Annotated in this window: 19 protein-coding genes and 1 pseudogene; 15 read left to right on the forward strand and 5 right to left on the reverse strand. The window is 55.3% G+C overall.

What is annotated here, in order from left to right; genetic code table 11:
* Positions 1–12 precede the first annotated feature (12 nt).
* Positions 13–699, reverse strand: a complete 687-nt coding sequence (locus AAIR21_RS07010) for a B3/B4 domain-containing protein (RefSeq protein ID WP_149375996.1) — start codon at positions 697–699, stop codon at positions 13–15.
* A gap of 42 nt (positions 700–741) precedes the next feature.
* Between AAIR21_RS07010 and AAIR21_RS07015 the strand changes: the two genes are divergently transcribed.
* Positions 742–1,344, forward strand: a complete 603-nt coding sequence (locus AAIR21_RS07015) for a helix-turn-helix domain-containing protein (protein ID WP_020883589.1) — start codon at positions 742–744, stop codon at positions 1,342–1,344.
* A 33-nt stretch (positions 1,345–1,377) separates the two neighbouring features.
* Here the strand turns inward: AAIR21_RS07015 and ygjG are convergent, their stop codons facing one another.
* Entirely contained in the window at positions 1,378–2,757 is a 1,380-nt protein-coding gene (gene ygjG, locus AAIR21_RS07020; protein ID WP_020883590.1) for a putrescine aminotransferase, read from the reverse strand.
* A 436-nt stretch (positions 2,758–3,193) separates the two neighbouring features.
* Here ygjG and AAIR21_RS07025 point away from each other — a divergent pair, with 436 nt between their 5' ends.
* Together AAIR21_RS07025 and AAIR21_RS07030 are read left to right on the forward strand one after the other, a co-directional pair.
* A complete protein-coding gene (locus tag AAIR21_RS07025) occupies positions 3,194–4,714 on the forward strand; it encodes a methyl-accepting chemotaxis protein (RefSeq protein WP_183516721.1) in 1,521 nt (506 codons plus the stop codon).
* Positions 4,715–5,049: 335 nt separating this feature from the next.
* Positions 5,050–6,609 (forward strand): methyl-accepting chemotaxis protein, encoded by a 1,560-nt coding sequence (locus AAIR21_RS07030; RefSeq protein ID WP_183516720.1) that lies wholly within the window; start codon positions 5,050–5,052, stop codon positions 6,607–6,609.
* Here AAIR21_RS07030 and AAIR21_RS07035 read toward each other — a convergent pair.
* On the reverse strand, positions 6,606–7,100 hold the full coding sequence (locus AAIR21_RS07035) for a PadR family transcriptional regulator (protein ID WP_032679005.1): 495 nt from the start codon (positions 7,098–7,100) through the stop codon (positions 6,606–6,608). The two genes, AAIR21_RS07030 and AAIR21_RS07035, sit on opposite strands and share 4 nt — an antisense overlap.
* Positions 7,101–7,245: 145 nt before the next feature.
* On the opposite strand from AAIR21_RS07035, the gene AAIR21_RS07040 reads away from it, so the two are divergent.
* Positions 7,246–8,010, forward strand: coding sequence for a siderophore-interacting protein (locus tag AAIR21_RS07040; RefSeq protein WP_183516719.1), 765 nt, complete (start codon positions 7,246–7,248; stop codon positions 8,008–8,010).
* Here the strand turns inward: AAIR21_RS07040 and AAIR21_RS07045 are convergent, their stop codons facing one another.
* Together AAIR21_RS07045 and AAIR21_RS07050 are read right to left on the reverse strand one after the other, a co-directional pair.
* Positions 8,011–9,180 carry a DNA repair protein gene (locus AAIR21_RS07045; RefSeq protein ID WP_183516718.1) on the reverse strand — a complete coding sequence of 390 codons (1,170 nt, stop codon included), beginning with the start codon at positions 9,178–9,180 and terminating at the stop codon, positions 8,011–8,013.
* Positions 9,181–9,461: 281 nt separating this feature from the next.
* Positions 9,462–10,037 carry a phage repressor protein CI gene (locus AAIR21_RS07050; protein WP_183516717.1) on the reverse strand — a complete coding sequence of 192 codons (576 nt, stop codon included), beginning with the start codon at positions 10,035–10,037 and terminating at the stop codon, positions 9,462–9,464.
* 287 nt (positions 10,038–10,324) lie between these two features.
* Between AAIR21_RS07050 and AAIR21_RS07055 the strand changes: the two genes are divergently transcribed.
* The 11 genes and pseudogenes from AAIR21_RS07055 to AAIR21_RS07105 all read left to right on the forward strand — a co-directional run bounded on the left by AAIR21_RS07055 (position 10,325) and on the right by AAIR21_RS07105 (position 15,949).
* Positions 10,325–10,663 carry a DUF5347 domain-containing protein gene (locus AAIR21_RS07055; RefSeq protein WP_040018793.1) on the forward strand — a complete coding sequence of 113 codons (339 nt, stop codon included), beginning with the start codon at positions 10,325–10,327 and terminating at the stop codon, positions 10,661–10,663.
* A 67-nt stretch (positions 10,664–10,730) separates the two neighbouring features.
* Positions 10,731–10,958 (forward strand): DUF2732 family protein, encoded by a 228-nt coding sequence (locus AAIR21_RS07060; RefSeq protein ID WP_020883596.1) that lies wholly within the window; start codon positions 10,731–10,733, stop codon positions 10,956–10,958.
* Positions 10,958–11,179: a TraR/DksA family transcriptional regulator gene (locus AAIR21_RS07065; RefSeq protein ID WP_020883597.1), complete on the forward strand. Its 222-nt coding sequence runs from the start codon at positions 10,958–10,960 to the stop codon at positions 11,177–11,179. The genes AAIR21_RS07060 and AAIR21_RS07065 overlap by 1 nt, the downstream gene beginning before the upstream one ends.
* Before the next feature lie 148 nt (positions 11,180–11,327).
* A pseudogene (locus tag AAIR21_RS07070) lies at positions 11,328–13,382 on the forward strand (replication endonuclease).
* A 109-nt stretch (positions 13,383–13,491) separates the two neighbouring features.
* Positions 13,492–13,932 (forward strand): DinI-like family protein, encoded by a 441-nt coding sequence (locus tag AAIR21_RS07075; RefSeq protein ID WP_020883599.1) that lies wholly within the window; start codon positions 13,492–13,494, stop codon positions 13,930–13,932.
* A gap of 123 nt (positions 13,933–14,055) precedes the next feature.
* On the forward strand, positions 14,056–14,259 hold the full coding sequence (locus AAIR21_RS07080; RefSeq protein WP_020883600.1) for a tail protein X: 204 nt from the start codon (positions 14,056–14,058) through the stop codon (positions 14,257–14,259).
* The gene (locus tag AAIR21_RS07085) at positions 14,250–14,471 is read left to right on the forward strand and encodes an HP1 family phage holin (RefSeq protein WP_014171693.1); all 222 of its coding nucleotides are present in this window, start codon (positions 14,250–14,252) and stop codon (positions 14,469–14,471) included. Before AAIR21_RS07080 ends, AAIR21_RS07085 begins: the two co-directional genes overlap by 10 nt.
* Positions 14,455–14,964, forward strand: coding sequence for a lysozyme (locus AAIR21_RS07090; RefSeq protein ID WP_020883601.1), 510 nt, complete (start codon positions 14,455–14,457; stop codon positions 14,962–14,964). Before AAIR21_RS07085 ends, AAIR21_RS07090 begins: the two co-directional genes overlap by 17 nt.
* Complete coding sequence (gene lysB / locus AAIR21_RS07095; protein WP_181010277.1) at positions 14,961–15,374, forward strand: Rz-like lysis system protein LysB; 414 nt, start codon at positions 14,961–14,963, stop codon at positions 15,372–15,374. Before AAIR21_RS07090 ends, lysB begins: the two co-directional genes overlap by 4 nt.
* Complete coding sequence (gene lysC / locus AAIR21_RS07100) at positions 15,274–15,519, forward strand: Rz1-like lysis system protein LysC (RefSeq protein ID WP_072126476.1); 246 nt, start codon at positions 15,274–15,276, stop codon at positions 15,517–15,519. The genes lysB and lysC overlap by 101 nt, the downstream gene beginning before the upstream one ends.
* Positions 15,482–15,949, forward strand: a complete 468-nt coding sequence (locus tag AAIR21_RS07105; RefSeq protein ID WP_063156869.1) for a phage tail protein — start codon at positions 15,482–15,484, stop codon at positions 15,947–15,949. Before lysC ends, AAIR21_RS07105 begins: the two co-directional genes overlap by 38 nt.
* The last annotated feature ends 93 nt before the right edge of the window (positions 15,950–16,042 follow it).

Consider the following 16,042-nt stretch of genomic DNA (forward strand, 5'->3'; position numbering starts at 1 on the left):
CCGCTTATCCTTTTAGAGTTCAATCAGTTGAAGGTGAGCAGTGGAGCCCGGCATCAGTCGCTGCAGGTTGCTGACTAACTCATCGCCAGCCTCCTGCAACGCCGATAACGGCATCGACGGCAGACTTTCGAGAATAAACCACATGTGTTGCGCCTGGCTATCGAGACGTGTACGCACGCCCTGGCGCCAGTTCCAGCGACGGCAGGTGACGCCAATATCATCGCGCCAGATAACTTCGCCCGCATCCGGGTATTCGATAACCGACTGGCCCTCTTTCAGGGTATCAAACGGTTCATTACCTTCGGCAAGCGTCAGACGCGGTGCGCCTGCATAAGCGGCAAGGTTCTCACCCCCGACGGGAATGGCGTAACGAATGCTGATGGCATTGTAAATATCAACCACTGGATCGAGCGGGGGCAGTGCGCCCTCTTTCAGCACTCGCTTACGCAGGGCCGATGCCGAGCAGGGCGTGCGTTTCGGTTTCGCACCAAACGCTCTGAACACGTCATCCCAGGTGCTGAGGTGCGCTTCCGCCCAGGCGACATCATCAGTGAGGACCTGCTGGCAGGCCTGTGCCAGCGCGGCAGAGGCCACGTCCGGCTGGGTTATCGGGGCGGCTTCAACCAGAATGCTCAGCGCCCGAAAGCCGGGGGCAATCCCGGTAAGACGCGGGTCTATTGACGGCGTAACGAGAGACATAAATAATCCTGTATTGACTGTTTTATACTATGGTAGTGACCAATGACTGATAAAGTCAATATAATGACCGATTCGGGTGCCGATATCGCCCAGGTAAGCCTGGCCGTCGCCACCCGCATTCGCAACTGGCGCAAAGAGAAAAAACTGTCGCTGGATGAGCTTTCACGCCGCGCCAGCGTCAGCAAAGGCATGCTGGTGGAGATTGAAAAAGGGGCGGCGAATCCCAGCATTGCCATTCTCTGCAAGCTGGCTGCCGCGCTGGGCGTTTCGGTGGCGGATATCGTTAACGTCTCCAGCGAGCCGCGGGTGCACGTCATAGAAGAAGCGGCGATCCCGGTTCTGTGGCAGGGCCCACAGGGCGGATATGCCCGGCTGCTCGCGGGCACGTCTGGCCCGGATATGATTGAACTCTGGCAGTGGGTGATGCATCCGGGGGAGCGTTTTACCTCGCCGGGGCATCCGGCGGGAACGTTTGAGCTGCTGCATGTCACTGAGGGAGGATTAACCCTGACGGTGGAAGAGACGGTGACGCAGGTGGCGGCAGGCGCTTCGGCGGTGGCGAAAACGGAAGCGGCACACGGCTACGCGAATGAGGGCGAAAATGTGTTGCGGTTTACCATGACGGTGGCGGAGTTTCACCGCTAAAAACGCCCCCTCCGTCAGGAGGGGGAGGGGATATCACGCTTCTTCCACGCTTACCCGCAGGGCTGCCAGCGCTTTACGCGCCGCTTTCAGCACCTGCTCACACTGTTCAACCGTCAGCGTCAGCGGCGGTTCAATGCGAATGGTCTTCGAGTTGTTGAGCGTTCCGGCGACCAGGACCCGCTGGCGGAACATCTCGCTCGCGAAGCTGTAGCCGATTTCGTTGTCGACAAACTCAATGGCCATCAGCAACCCTTTACCCCGCGCATCCTGCACCAGATCCGGATATTCCCGGCCCAGCTGGCGGAAACCGTCCAGCAGCATATCGCCTTTCTGTTCCGCCTGTGCAGGCAGGTTTTGATCCAGCAGCACGTTGATGGTCGCCAGCGCGGCCGCGCAGGCCAGCGGGTTACCGCCAAACGTAGTGGTGTGCAGGAACGGGTTGTCGAACAGCACCGAGAAGACCTCTTCGGTCGCCACCGTCGCGCCAATCGGCATCACGCCGCCGCCCAGCGCTTTTGCCAGACAGAGAATGTCCGGCTGGACGTTCTCATGCTCGCAGGCAAACATCTTGCCCGTACGCCCCATCCCGGTTTGGACTTCGTCGAGGATCAGCAGTGCGCCAAACTCATCGCACAACTGACGCACGGCAGGCAGATAGCCCTGCGGGGGCAGGATCACGCCGCCCTCACCCTGAATAGGCTCCAGGATCACCGCTGCCACGTCGTCGCCGGTTTTACGGCATTCGCTCAGCATGGTGCGCATAGCGCTAATGTCACCAAACGGCACGTGGCGGAAGCCCGGCAGCAGCGGCATAAACGGTTTGCGGAAGGTGGATTTGGCGGTAGCCGACAGTGCGCCCAGGGATTTTCCGTGGAACGCGCCGCTGGTGGCGATAAACGTGAATTTGCCGCGCGGCGACTGGTACGCTTTGGCGAGTTTAATCGCCGCTTCGACCGATTCCGTGCCGCTGTTGCTAAAGAAGCTGTACTTCAGTTTGCCGGGCGTTAAGGCCGCGAGCGTTTTCGCGAGCATAGCGCGAAGCGGATCGAGCAGTTCCTGGCTATGGAGAGGTTGTTTCGCAAGTTGATTCTGTACGGCGGAAACCACAACTGGATTACGGTGCCCCACGTTGAAAATTCCAAAACCACCCAGGCAATCTATAAACTCCTGTCCCTGGGTGTCGACAAGCGTATTAAGACTTCCCGCTTGCCACTCTACGGCTCCGTAATCCCCGCCGGCGGTAACAGATTTGCGATACTCCAAAAACCCTGGATTGACATGCTCTTTAAAGTAATCGATGACCTCTCGGTTAAGTTGTTTCATCTCCTCATGATCAAGCGTTCGCTTCTCAATGAGATTCAGTGCGTGCGCGGTACAGGCAAGAGCCGAGGCGCTGGAAGGTAACCTGTTCAAAATGTGCTCCCGGGGATCGCGTATCACATGATACTGGATTAAGTATTGCAGGGATTACGCCACTTCAGATGCCTTAACGAAAATCAGGATAAACACCAGGTTAACATTATGTTGCGCAAAATTTAATCATGCCGATATAACCGATACGGGATTTAGCGGTACGGCGGAAAAGGCCTGGGGAGGTGCGATTAAAAGGCCATTGCACTTATAGAGTGCAGACGCTGCGACTTAAGTGGGCGTTAACGCGTCATGCTCTGTAGGTAATTTCTCTGCGAAAGTATTTGAAATCAATGAATTATAAAATCTCACAAAAAGTGCGGTTTAAGTGAAATCTGCGATCTCTATCAACTTTAACAACTAAAGATAAATTCTTTACCGCCGAAAAAACATTAATCCACAAAATTAACATTCAAATAACCTGCAAGGGATGCTCACGATGTCCGCTCCAACCTTTGTCACCCAGAATGAATATCCTCTGGACGATGACACCACCTTAATGTCGACCACCGATATCCACAGTTACCTGACCCACGCCAACGACACCTTTGTGCAGGTGAGTGGCTATCAGCTTGATGAGCTGATGGGCCAGCCGCACAATCTGGTGCGCCACCCCGATATGCCAAAAGCGGCGTTTGCCGATATGTGGTACACCCTGCAAAAGGGCGAGCCGTGGAGCGGCATTGTCAAAAACCGACGTAAAAATGGCGACCACTACTGGGTGCGCGCCAACGCGGTGCCGATGGTGCGTCACGGGCAGGTGACGGGCTATATGTCGATTCGCACCAAAGCCACGGCAGAAGAGATTGCTGGCGTGGAGCCGCTCTATCAGGCTCTGAATGACGGGCGCTGCAAGAAACGTATTCATAAAGGACTGGTGGTAAGGAAAGGCTGGCTGGGGAAACTTCCGGCAATGCCGCTGCGCTGGCGCGTGCGCAGCGTGATGGCGGGGCTGTTTGCGGTGCTGGCTGCCACGCTGGTGGCTACCTCAGCGGGTGCGTACCCGCTGGCTGCCGCCGCGGTAGTCATGTTGCTGGGCACGCTGCTGTTCGAGCAGCAGATTGTTCGTCCGATCGAAAACGTGGCGCGTCAGGCGCTGAAAGTCGCCACCGGCGAGCGCAACAGCGTGCAGCACCTGAACCGCAGCGACGAGCTGGGGTTGACCCTGCGTGCGGTAGGGCAACTGGGGCTGATGTGCCGCTGGTTGATTAACGATGTGTCAAGCCAGGTGGTGAGCGTGCGTGATGGCAGCGACAGGCTGGCAAAGGGGAATGAAGATCTGAACGATCGGACGCGTCAGACCGTGGCCAATGTGCAGCAGACCGTGGCGACAATGAACCAGATGGCCGCCTCCGTGCAGAGTAATTCAGAAACCGCCGCCGAAGTGGACAAGCTGTCAGTGGCCGCCAGCAGCGCGGCGACCAAAGGCGGAAACGCGATGCAGACGGTGGTGAAAACCATGGATGACATCGCGGATAGCACGCAGCGGATTGGCTCGATTACCTCCCTTATTAACGACATCGCGTTTCAGACCAATATTCTGGCGCTGAATGCGGCGGTGGAGGCGGCAAGAGCCGGTGAGCAGGGGAAAGGTTTTGCGGTTGTCGCCGGCGAAGTGCGCCATCTCGCCAGCCGTAGCGCCAGTGCAGCCAACGATATTCGCAAGCTGATTGATGCCAGCGCCAGCAAGGTGCAGTCCGGCTCTGATCAGGTTCATGCCGCCGGTCGTACAATGGATGATATCGTCGAGCAGGTGAAAAACGTGACGCAGCTTATCGCGCAGATCAGCCACTCCACCTCTGAACAGGCTACCGGCTTGTCAGAGCTCACCCGTGCGGTGGCCGAGCTGGACAGCATCACGCAGAAAAATGCCGATCTGGTTGAGGAAAGTGCCCACATATCCGCAATGGTGAAGCATCGCGCCGGGCGTCTTAAGGATGCGGTAACCGTGCTCCATTGAGCCAGTAAGGTTCCAGAAAGCCGTTTATTTCATCAGGAATAAGCGGCTTTATTTTTTCTGAATGTAATTATTAATGTCTTTTATTGTTAACTTTATATTAAGTAACTAAAGAAAGCACATCAGATATTTACCCCAGCCTAAGTCCGTTTTCCCCGATGCTATTTTGAAAATGCCTCATCTAAGGGTGAGGTAACGATCAATTTACGGATATTAATAGCCTACACCTATCCATTGCCGCGATTATGAAATAAAAAAACGATCAAAGTCATAAAGTTAGCGGTTTCGTTACCGATAACGGTGATCGTCTGAGAAATAATCATATCGATGGAGAAAATATGTTCTTACATGACGTAAAGATCGGCACGAAATTATTTCTGGCGTTTGGATTCTTTATTGTCCTGATGGTGGTCAGTGCGAGTTTATCCTTGCTAAGCCTGAACCGGGCGAACAACGGAATGCAATCCATCATTACCCGTGATTATCCGACCACGGTAAAAGCGAACCAGTTAATCGACAACTTCCAGGAATTTATTGGCACTCAGCAGCTGATGTTACTGGATGAACAGGGAACGTATACAGCGCAGTCACAGCAGCGTCTTAAAGCGATCAGCGAACAGATTACGGTGATCCTCGGCGAGCTAAATACTGCGCTGCAGGATCCTGATTCACAGCGGGTTCTTGCTGAGATACGTGGCGTGCGTCAGCAGTATCTGGACTCGCGTTATCGCATTTTGCAGGCGGTGCAGAATAACGATAGGGCGGGCGCTATTCAGGAGATGATGACCAACACCCTGAAGCTACAGCAGGCCTATAAAGCCAACGTGCAGGCGCTGATCGCGATTCAGAACCAGGAAATGCAAAGCGCAGGAGTGCAGGTCGAGGGCGATTTCAAATCGAACCGCCTGCTGCTGATCCTGATCACGCTCTTTAGCGTCGCGACCGGCAGCCTGATTGGCTGGTTTATCGTGCGCTCAATCACGCGTCCGCTGGGCCAGGCGGTGGATTTTGCAAAAGCCATTGCCGAAGGCGATCTGACCGGCAGCATCACGCCGCACGGTAAAGACGAAACCGGCCTGCTGCTGCATGCGCTGATGGAGATGAAAACGCGTCTGCTGGACATTGTGCAGCAGGTCCAGACCGGTTCGGAGAATATCTCGAGTGCCGCCGCGCAGATTGTCGCGGGGAACCAGGATCTTGCCGCGCGCACCGAAGAGCAGGCCAGCTCTGTTGAACAGACCGCTGCCTCGATGGAGCAGATCACGGCGACGGTAAAAAACACCGCCTCACACACCGGAGAAGCAACTCACCTCTCGGCGGACGCCGCCATGGTGGTCAAAAACAACGGCGAGATGATGAAGCAGGTCACCAGCAAAATGCGCCTGATTAACGAGACCTCTAACCGGATGTCCGACATCATCGACCTGATCGATGCCATCGCTTTCCAGACCAACATTCTGGCGCTGAACGCGGCGGTGGAAGCGGCACGTGCGGGCGAGCACGGTCGTGGTTTTGCGGTGGTGGCGGGCGAAGTGCGTCAGCTTGCGCAGAAGAGTGCATCATCTGCCAGTGAAATTCGTCAGCTGATCGAAAGTTCTACCAGCCAGACGCAGGACGGGATGAACCTGGTCGAGAAAGCGAGCGAGTTGATTAACGGTATGGTCGGCAACGTGGAAGAGATGGATGTCATTCTGCGTGAGATCCGCCAGGCCAGCCATGAGCAGACGGAAGGGATCTCGCAGATTAACAGCGCGATTGGTCTGATTGATGCCACCACGCAGCAGAACTCCGCCCTGGTGGAGGAGTCTGTCGCGGCAGCAGCGTCCCTGAACGAACAGGCGATGCACCTGAAAGACCTTGTCCGCGTCTTCCGCGTGAGCGATCGCGTACTGGCTTAATCCAGCTGGGAGATCTCCAGCGCTGCGCGGTCGATCACGCCGATGATCTGCTTAAGCTGCGCATCGCTGAGTTCGCCCTGGTTCACCTTCAGGTCTAACACCGCTTTGAAGTTATCCAGAGCCCGCTTCATTTGCGGGTTTTTTCTCAGCTGGAAGCCGACGGAGCGCGCTTTAATACGCGCCTGAATTTGCGCCAGCTGCTCCTGATTTTCATCCAGCCACTGCTGGCCGGCCACGGTAATCGCAATTCTCTTGCGGCCATTCTCTTCTTCGGTGATGGTGATATAGGTCTGATCCTGAAGGTAATCGAGGGTCGGGTAGATAACGCCAGGGCTTGGGGTGTAATTCCCCTGCGTCATGTTCTCGATCGCCTTGATCAACTCGTAGCCATGGCTCGCGTTGTGGGTCAGGATATCCAGTATCACCAGACGCAGATCGCCGTGACCAAAAAAGCGTGGTCGGCGTCCGCCGCCGTCGTGTTCGTTTCGCATACTCATTCCTTCAATTGATATATCTAAACTATATCTTAGATATATTCAGATGCAATCTAAAAGATCTTGCATTCTTGCTGATTAGCAATCATTATCATTTAAAATTAATTTAGATATATCGTATTCACCTGAGAAGGGTCTCACCATGAAATCCACCCGTTACCCACAACGTGTTCGTAATGATCTCCGTTTTCGCAAGCTGGACGTGCTTCGCGTTGAGCGTGTCAGCGCAGGTTTCCAGCGCATTGTTTTAGGCGGCGAGGCGCTGGAGGGCTTTAGCTCTCGCGGTTTCGACGACCACACAAAAGTGTTTTTCCCGGCCCCGGGGGCGACCTTTGTACCACCGGTTGTTACCGATGAAGGTATCGACTGGGGCGACGGTGTGCGTCCGCAGGCGCGAGACTATACACCTCTGTACGATGCCGAACGGCATGAGCTGGTGCTCGATTTCTTCATACACGATGGCGGCGTTGCCAGCCACTGGGCGACAGAGGCAAAAGTGGGTGACACGCTCACGATTGGCGGCCCGCGCGGTTCGCTGGTTGTGCCGGAAGATTATGCCTGGCAACTGTATGTGTGCGATGAATCTGGCATGCCCGCGCTGCGTCGTCGCCTGGAAAGCATCGCAACACTGCCGGTTCGCCCGGACATTCATGCGGTGGTGACGGTCGGTGATGCGTCGTATCAGGACTATCTGGCCCATCTGAGCGCGTTCAACATCACCTGGGTTGTCGGCCACAGCGAACAGACGGTGGCCGAGCGTCTGGCGGCGTTGACGGTGCCTGCGGAAGATTATTTTATCTGGCTGACCGGGGAAGGGAAGGTGGTGAAAAACCTGAGCCGTCAGTTTGAAACCGACGCAATCGACCAGCAGCTGGTGCGTGCCAGTGCATACTGGCACGCTAAATAATCAGGCTGCGGACTCCAGCTGCGCTTCGCTCACCTGATGTTCGAGCGAGGCGCGAACGTCGTGCAGCGCCTTCTCCTGCTGGGCAAAGTAGGCTTCCATATTGCTCAGCGACGAGACCAGCAGCCAGGACTCCTCTTTCTCCAGCTCCGCCAGCTCGTTCACTAACGTGTCAATCTGCTCGCGAACCTGCGCCATTTTTTTGCGGATACGTTCCAGATCGTTCAGCCTGTCGCTGGCCATCAGCGGCTCAAAGCCCTGCTGCAGACGTGCCACCAGCGAACGAATGGCTTTAACGTCACCACGCTGTTTGGCCTGGTTGAGTTGCACCATCATCGCGTTGGCTTCTTCTTTCAGATCGTCAGCGACCAGGTCCGGATGGCAGAGCTTGCTCGCCTGACGCCAGAGACGCTTCAGTTCGTTCTGATCTTCCTCGGAGAGGTTCTTGCCTTTACGCAGACGCATTTCGGCATCGTGATGCTGCTCGCGGTATTTCTCGTACTCTTCATTGGCCTCGTCGCGCGCCTGACGTGCAGGCTCTTCTTCGCGCGTTAAGCCACTCTCCAGCTCCAGCGCTTCGGCCAGCAGGTTAGCAATCAGATTGCTTTGCTGCTGCAGTTGCTTACGCGCCTCGGCGGCCTGTACGGAATCCGCAGGCAAATCGCGCCAGCGCTGGGTCAGCATCGCCAGCACCTCCATCGCCTGCGCCATATAGCGCTGGCAGCGACGGTAGTCTTCCTCACGTCGACGCGCCTCCGCCTGCTGACGTCGCAGGTTCAGCTCCGCCAGCGTTTTACGCAGGGCGAGGATCTGCTGCATCAGCGGTCCGAGGCGGGAGAAATAGAGATCGTTGAATTCATCGAGCTGTTGCACGCGGGCATTGCGACGGTCAATCAAATCCCTGAGGCGCTCTTCCAGCGCTTTTAGCTCCATCTTGCTGGCCGCCACCTGCGGGTCACGCCATTGCGTCATGGCGCGCTGGCCCTGTAGCCAGGCAGCGATCGCCGCCATGGCCACGGTATAGTTTTTCTGCTCAAGCGCCGCGACGATTGCCTGTAGCTCATCGTCAAACGCTTCATTTTTCAGCCGTGTCAGCTGGCTCTGGATGATGTCGTCGTCTTCCAGTTCAATCGCATTTTTTATGATTTCTAGCCGTTTGATCGGTGTGCTCATGATGCCTTTCGCTTTGGCGCTTAAGTATTTGAGTTAAGGTTAATTGTTGTAAACGCTACAGGAAATAATACACACGGATGATGATCGGCGCGATGGGGGATTTCTTTAGTTTTTAGGGTTTGTGAAGAAGAGTGGCACGAACAGGAAGCCGAAAGGCTGGCGGGGGGAGCTTTGGCCCCGGTTCTTGTTCTGCCAGTCCTGAAGGAATACCTAAGGCTGAATGCCCTGCATAGCGAAATCGAATGATGCCATACGTACCATATGTACCATACGACCCGCCATCAGTTCACCTCGCTGTAGATGCCCACCACACGGCCCACTGTTTTTATCTCATCGATACCGCATTCAAAGGGGACTTTGCCGCCCGCGACGTGGAGTTTTTTCCCCGGCAGCAGGGTTAAATCACGAAGACTGATAGTGCCTTCAATCTCAACCAGCCATAGCCCGTCGGTTAATGACGCCCCTTTTTCAACAAAGTGGAGCTTTGCCTCAGACCGGACTGCGATACCGCGAGTGAGCGGTTTGCTAAAGAGATGTGAATCGATACTCAAAGTGGAATTTTCTTCCAGCTGACCATCACTGAGAGTGAATGTTACAACAGCAACGGGATCGCCAGGCGCAGGGTTACCTTCAAACTGGGCACCCTGTCCGGTCATCAACCAGCGCAGGCTGGCCCCTGTGTCCAGTGCACATTGTACCGCGAAGTCGTAGGAGATGGTGCCGCGCGCGTAGCGGTTCTGAAGGGAACTGGCGGCAATATTGAAGTGCCGGGCCAGCTGGATTTTTTGGGTAAAACCATATACCTGACAGATTCTATCGAGTAACTCTTCATTATTCACTTGAGAATCTAAAATCAAAATATATTCCTTTGGGTATTTACTAATGCTCAATTGGGTATTAGTATCAATGCGAATTCGGGCAATCAGCGGCAGACGTTGGCAAACAGAGGCTAATGATTGCAGACATTATCAAAATGGGAATCATGCAACATGGCTTCTGAAATCGCAATCATCAAAGTGCCAGCCCTGTCGTTAGGCTGGCGCAGTTCGCTGCGCTGGAAAGCGGCGTAACGCGTAGGCCAATCCCGTTTTCAACCCGTTACGGGTGAGTAATTCACACAGTGTGAATCAACGCGAGGGACGTTATGGCAATAGAAGCGACACGTGCAACGGTCCCACTCAAGGTGGGGGCACGTCTTTCCGGGCTTAATCACGTGGCCGAACTGCGTGCCAGGTACTGGGGCGATAACGAGAAAGCGCTGGCGCGGTTTTTGGCCGAGATGCGTGATAAGCGCGATCCCAGTTTTGAGGAGAATAACAGGGCGCTGGCGGCCATCTTTTTCCTGGCTAAATTACCCGCCGCCCGTCACGAATGCGGTATCAACGAGCTGACGACTGAGGAGAAAAGAGCGCTTATCGGAGCCATGAATCATTTCCGTGCAGTCGTGAGTTTATTTCCTGAACGGCTGACCATGCCGCTTTAATCCACCCCAAAACGTAATGGCGTAAACCCGCCGGGCATTTTATTGCCTGAATTAAGGAGAATGAGTGATGCGAAATAGCGAAAACCGCACTTTTCTGAACGGGCGCGAGGAACTCCAGCGCCTGCTGGTGCAGGCGAAGATGGAGGAGCGCAGGGCGCGCGCACTCGCCGTCTCCCTGCGTCTGGAGGCATTAGCCAGTCACATCTATAAGACCGGAATGTGTGGCGAAGACGCAGCGGAACTGCTGTGTCACGAGGCTGCCCGTTACGAACGCGAATCCCAGGAGCTGCACTGATGGCCGATTTTATCGATCTGGCGCAGGAGCGTGAGCTTGAAGATCGCGAACGTCATATTAATAGCGCCCGCCAGCGATGCGCATCGCCCTCGCGTTTTACCTGCGAGGAGTGCGACATCCCCATCCCCGAGGCGCGGCGAAAGGCGTTACCTGGAGTGGCCTTATGCGTCACTTGCCAGGAGATAACGGAGCTGAAAAACAAACATTTCCGGGGAGGATAAGTTGGTGATGTCATTTGCTTATCCGTGGAATGAACCCCGATCGGCTATTGCCAGCCCCTACCTGACTCACCCCCAATTACAGCGTCGCGACCGTCTGTTCGCGGCGCTGCAGCAAGCCAGAAAAGCGCTCGCTCTGCAGCCTGACTGCGTGCGTTTTGACGTCTGGCGCACGGTTGATGCTCTTGAACTCCATCAGGGCAGCCTGCGAGCCAATGCCTTTTTGATTCGGTTCTGCAACAGGGTATTACCACGTCTGCAGCAGGTCTCGGCACGGTATGCCTGTTCAGGTGTTGACCGTAACGTCTCCACCGCCGTTTTTGGTGGACACTTCGACACGCCGCTTTCGCAATATCTTGCATCGCGGATGGTTACGCTGATTGCCCGCTTCAACCGTCTCCCGGATATGTCCCGCGCCGATATTGATTTGCTGGCCGCTGACATCGCTGGCTTTATTCGTTCCGAGCTGGCGAATATCAATGACGCTGGCCTCGGCGAATTTCAAACCCTTCATGTCTGGTATCAGCGCGCTGGATTAATCACCCGCCAGTTCAATGTACTGCCTCCTCACTGGGAGCGCGTGTCGAAGATACTCTTTAACAAAGAGGACATTGCGCCAGCGGTGATCCGCATGTTTTCCGAAGACTGGTGGCGTGGACGACTGCGTCGCATGGCGGCCGCCTGGCGTGAGCATGTGCAGATTGCACTCGGAAACGTCAGCAAAAAGAAGTCTGCCTATGCGAGTAAACGCTGCATCACTGACTGGCGTGAACAGAAGCGGCGCACGCGTGAATTTCTTAAAGGTCTGGAACTGGAGGATGAAGAGGGCAACCGTATAAGCCTGATTGCCAGGCACGATGGCTCGGTGGCCAATCCCGCGATACGTCGCTGCGAACTGATGACCCGCATTCGCGGGTTTGAAAATATCTGCCATGAGCTTGGCTATGTGGGCGAGTTCTATACCTTAACCGCGCCGTCGAAATATCACGCCACCCTGAACACCGGCTATCGTAACGGTAAATGGAACGGGGCGAGCCCTGCGGATACACAAAGCTACCTGACAAAACTGTGGGCGCGGATCCGGGCAAAACTCCACCGGCAGGCGATTCGTCTGTTTGGCATCCGCGTTGCTGAACCCCACCATGACGGTACGCCTCACTGGCACATGCTGATGTTCATGCTGCCCGAAAACGTTGAGCGCGTTCGCCGCATTATGGAGGAATACACACAGGAGGAAGACGCTTTTGAACTGCAAAGCGATAACGCCAGAAAAGCTCGCTTTCACGCTGAAGCTATAGACCCGCAAAAGGGCAGTGCCACCGGTTATATCGCTAAATACATCTCCAAGAATATCGACGGCTATGCCCTTGATGGCGAGACAGATCACGAAAGCGGCGAGTTGCTTAAAGTGACTGCATCTGCTGTTTCGGCCTGAGCGGCGCGCTGGCATATCCGTCAGTTTCAGTTTATCGGCGGTGCACCGGTGACCGTCTACCGTGAGCTGCGCCGTTTGACTGATACGCAGGCCGCACACGGTCTGAGCGTAGAATTTGCGGCAGCGCATGACGCCGCGGACGCCGGAGACTGGGCAGGATACGTCAATGCACAGGGAGGACCGTTTGTTCGTCGGGATGCGTTGCAGGTGCGCACGCTGTATGAGCCCCGTGCCGAATACAATCAGTACGGCGAAGAACGAGTCTGTATTCGCGGCGTTTACGACACCGCACTCGGCCCGGGCTCGCCGATTTTGACCCGGCTCACGCAGTGGAAAATTGTGCCGAAGCGTGCCGTTGATTTGGCCGTTGACCTTAACGGCACCGCTGCGCGTTCTTGGAGTTCTGTCAATAACTGTACGGTGAGCGACGTCTCTCAACCCCTCAGCCGGCGTGCGAGACGCGCGTTAGCCGCACGCATAACCCTCCCCAGACCGGTTGCAAAGACTCCCTTTGTCTATGACAAGGATCCGCAGAACGGAGTGGCAGAGAGAGTGATTGATGAGATACGGCTCGCCACCGGAATAACGATCAGCCGGGGGGAAGCCCTGCATCTTATGGCGGGGGGCATTAGCCGTTTTAACGACAAATGGTGCCGGGGATCTGCAGACGGATCGCTATTTCCTGCGGCACCGTCTTATCAGCAAAAGGCCCGGAAAATCCTTGAACGTATAAGGTATTTAACGCATCTGATAAGCAAAGGGATTCGCTAATCTTCATCGATATCATGTACATACCTCGCATGGTTCTGATTTTTTGCTTCACTCTTTTTATGAATACATGCTACTGTATGTTTATACAGTATCTCGTGGTGGAGGTTGTGTGGACAGAGAGTTGAACGAGCAAGTCATGATTGAACGCGTCGAGATGATTGCGCGGCTGACGACAGAAGGAACGTGTCAGGAAAGAGATCGTGAAATTGCCCTGAATTTGATCGCTGAGATTGCGAGAGGAAATTTAATCAGGAACAACGCGTTTACCGTGGTTTTCTCGGCATCACCCGTTCCGGACAGAATCAAAAAAGAGGCCAGCGTGCGGGTGAACATTACCCTGGATAAGGATCAGCTTATTGGTCCGTCCGTCGTGGAGGCGTTTCAGGACGAATTAACCCGCAGGATAAGATCCGTGTTTCCGTCAACGCTGGTTACCGTCAAAAAAGGATCCATGACCGGCGTGGAGTTGCAGGGGATTGAAAGAGAGGCCGATCGCGAAGCGCTGGACAATATCCTCCGGGAAGTCTGGGAAGACGAGAGCTGGCGCTAGGCCCTCTGCCATCTCGCGGGCAGTCTGTTGTGTCCGCGATTGTCCATCCTGCAGTGATAGCAAAAAGGACGCCAGCGCTGGAAACTCAACGGTACCTGGAAATCCGGATGTTGGGAGCGTCTGATGAAAATCTATGCAATGCAGGGGGACACGCTTGATGCCATCTGTGCCCGTTATTATGGGCGCACGGCAGGGGTGGTTGAAACCGTTCTGAACGCCAATTCTGGCCTCGCGGAGTTGGGGGTCATCTTACCTCATGGCACGCCGATAGACATGCCAGAGGTTGATAGCGCACCGACTAAAGAATCAGTGAACCTATGGGACTGAGTCTTGAGAAAATCACCACGTTTATCGCCTACTGGCTGGCCGTAGCGCTGGCCTGGTTCGGGGCGATGTCTCCTGAAAAAGTCGCGCTATACGTGGGAAGCCTCTGCGCCATTTTTACCGCGCTGACGAATTACTGGTTTAAGCGGAAAACCTATCGCTATCTGACCTCTCTTGGACTCGATAAGAAGAGTATTCGTGAACTCAATCATTAAGCGTTGCAGCGCCGCGGGCGTACTGGCCCTGGCGGTGCTGATGCCTGACTTCCGGTTACTGAACACCTCACCGGAGGGGTTGGCGCTCATTGCTGATCTCGAAGGGTGTCGCCTGTCGCCTTATCGTTGCAGTGCGGGCGTATGGACATCAGGCATTGGCCATACGTCAGGCGTCGTGCCGGGACGGGAAATTACAGAGCGTGAGGCGGCAGCGAACCTTGTTGCCGACGTGATGAACGTTGAAAGACGGCTGGCGGTATGCGCACCGGTGGAGATGCCGCCCCGTGTCTATGATGCGCTGGTGAGTTTTGCCTTTAACGTTGGAACAGGGGCTGCCTGCCGTTCCACGCTGGTGTCATTCATTAAGCGTAAACAGTGGCCGCAGGCGTGCAATCAGCTTACCCGCTGGGTGTACGTCAATGGGGTCAAAAATGCCGGACTGGAAAACCGTCGAGCTCGTGAGAAGGCCTGGTGCCTGAAGGGGATGCCATGAAACCTCTTCTGCTGGTACTGGCCGTTCTGCTGGCCATCACGCTGTGGTTTCGTCATGACAACGTGAACCTGTCCTGCTCTCTTGCTAAAGCCAACCAGATCGCCCGCGATCAAAAAAACACAATCAACACGCTGCTTCAGCAGTTATCCGAAGCACAGCGGATTGCCAGGTCGAACGAAGATGCGCAAGTCAGGCTCCGCGAGGATCTTGCTGCCGTAGGCGAGGAGATGGCACGACGCGAAGCGGCTATCGGGAAATGGGTAAATGAAAATGAAGAGTTACGCCGCTGGTATAACGCTCAGCTGCCTGATGCTGTGCGCAGGTTGCACACCCGCGCCGCCTGCGCCTCCGCAGCACATTGTTTACAACGCCTGCCCGAAGGTGAGCGCCTGTCCGATGCCGGGAAGTGAGCCCATCACCAACGGCGATCTCAGTGCTGATATTCGTCGGCTTGAGCATGCCCTTATCGCCTGCGCGCTGCAGGTCGAAACCATAAAAGACTGTCAGGATAAACTCGATGCACAAACTCAACAGCCTGCGTCAGGCATTAATTGACGCCGTTCCCCAACTGAACGATCACCCTGATCATCTGCAGATGTCGGTGGGGAGCGGAAATATTGACGCCCGCCTCGCGTCCTCGCTCTCCTTTGAAAAAAAGTATGAACTGAAAGCGAATATCAGTAGCTTCGCCGGCGACAGCGAGGGGGTCTTCGTCCCGGTACTGGCCTGGCTGCGTGAAAACCAGCCAGATATTTTTACCCTCGATGACGGGCGAAAAAACGGGTTTCTCTTTGGCGTCACTTTCAACGACGATGGTACGGTGAATATCAGCTTTAGCCTGCAGCTCACCGAGCGCATTCTTGTTTCGCAGGAGCAGGGAACGTTGCATGCCACCTATTCCCCGGAGCCGCCGTTGCCAGAGCCCGTCACACGTCCGCTGGAGCTGTATATCAACGGTGAACTGGTCAGTCAGTGGAAAGCGTAAGTTCACCACGCTGATGGCTGTCCAGCCATCAGCGTGAACGATTGTTGTTTCATCCCGCATAAAACTCCGTCTCGTTGCTGCCGATCCCCCTGA

It is taken from the genome of Enterobacter sp. PTB, from assembly GCF_051130085.1.
Lineage (GTDB): Bacteria > Pseudomonadota > Gammaproteobacteria > Enterobacterales > Enterobacteriaceae > Enterobacter > Enterobacter ludwigii.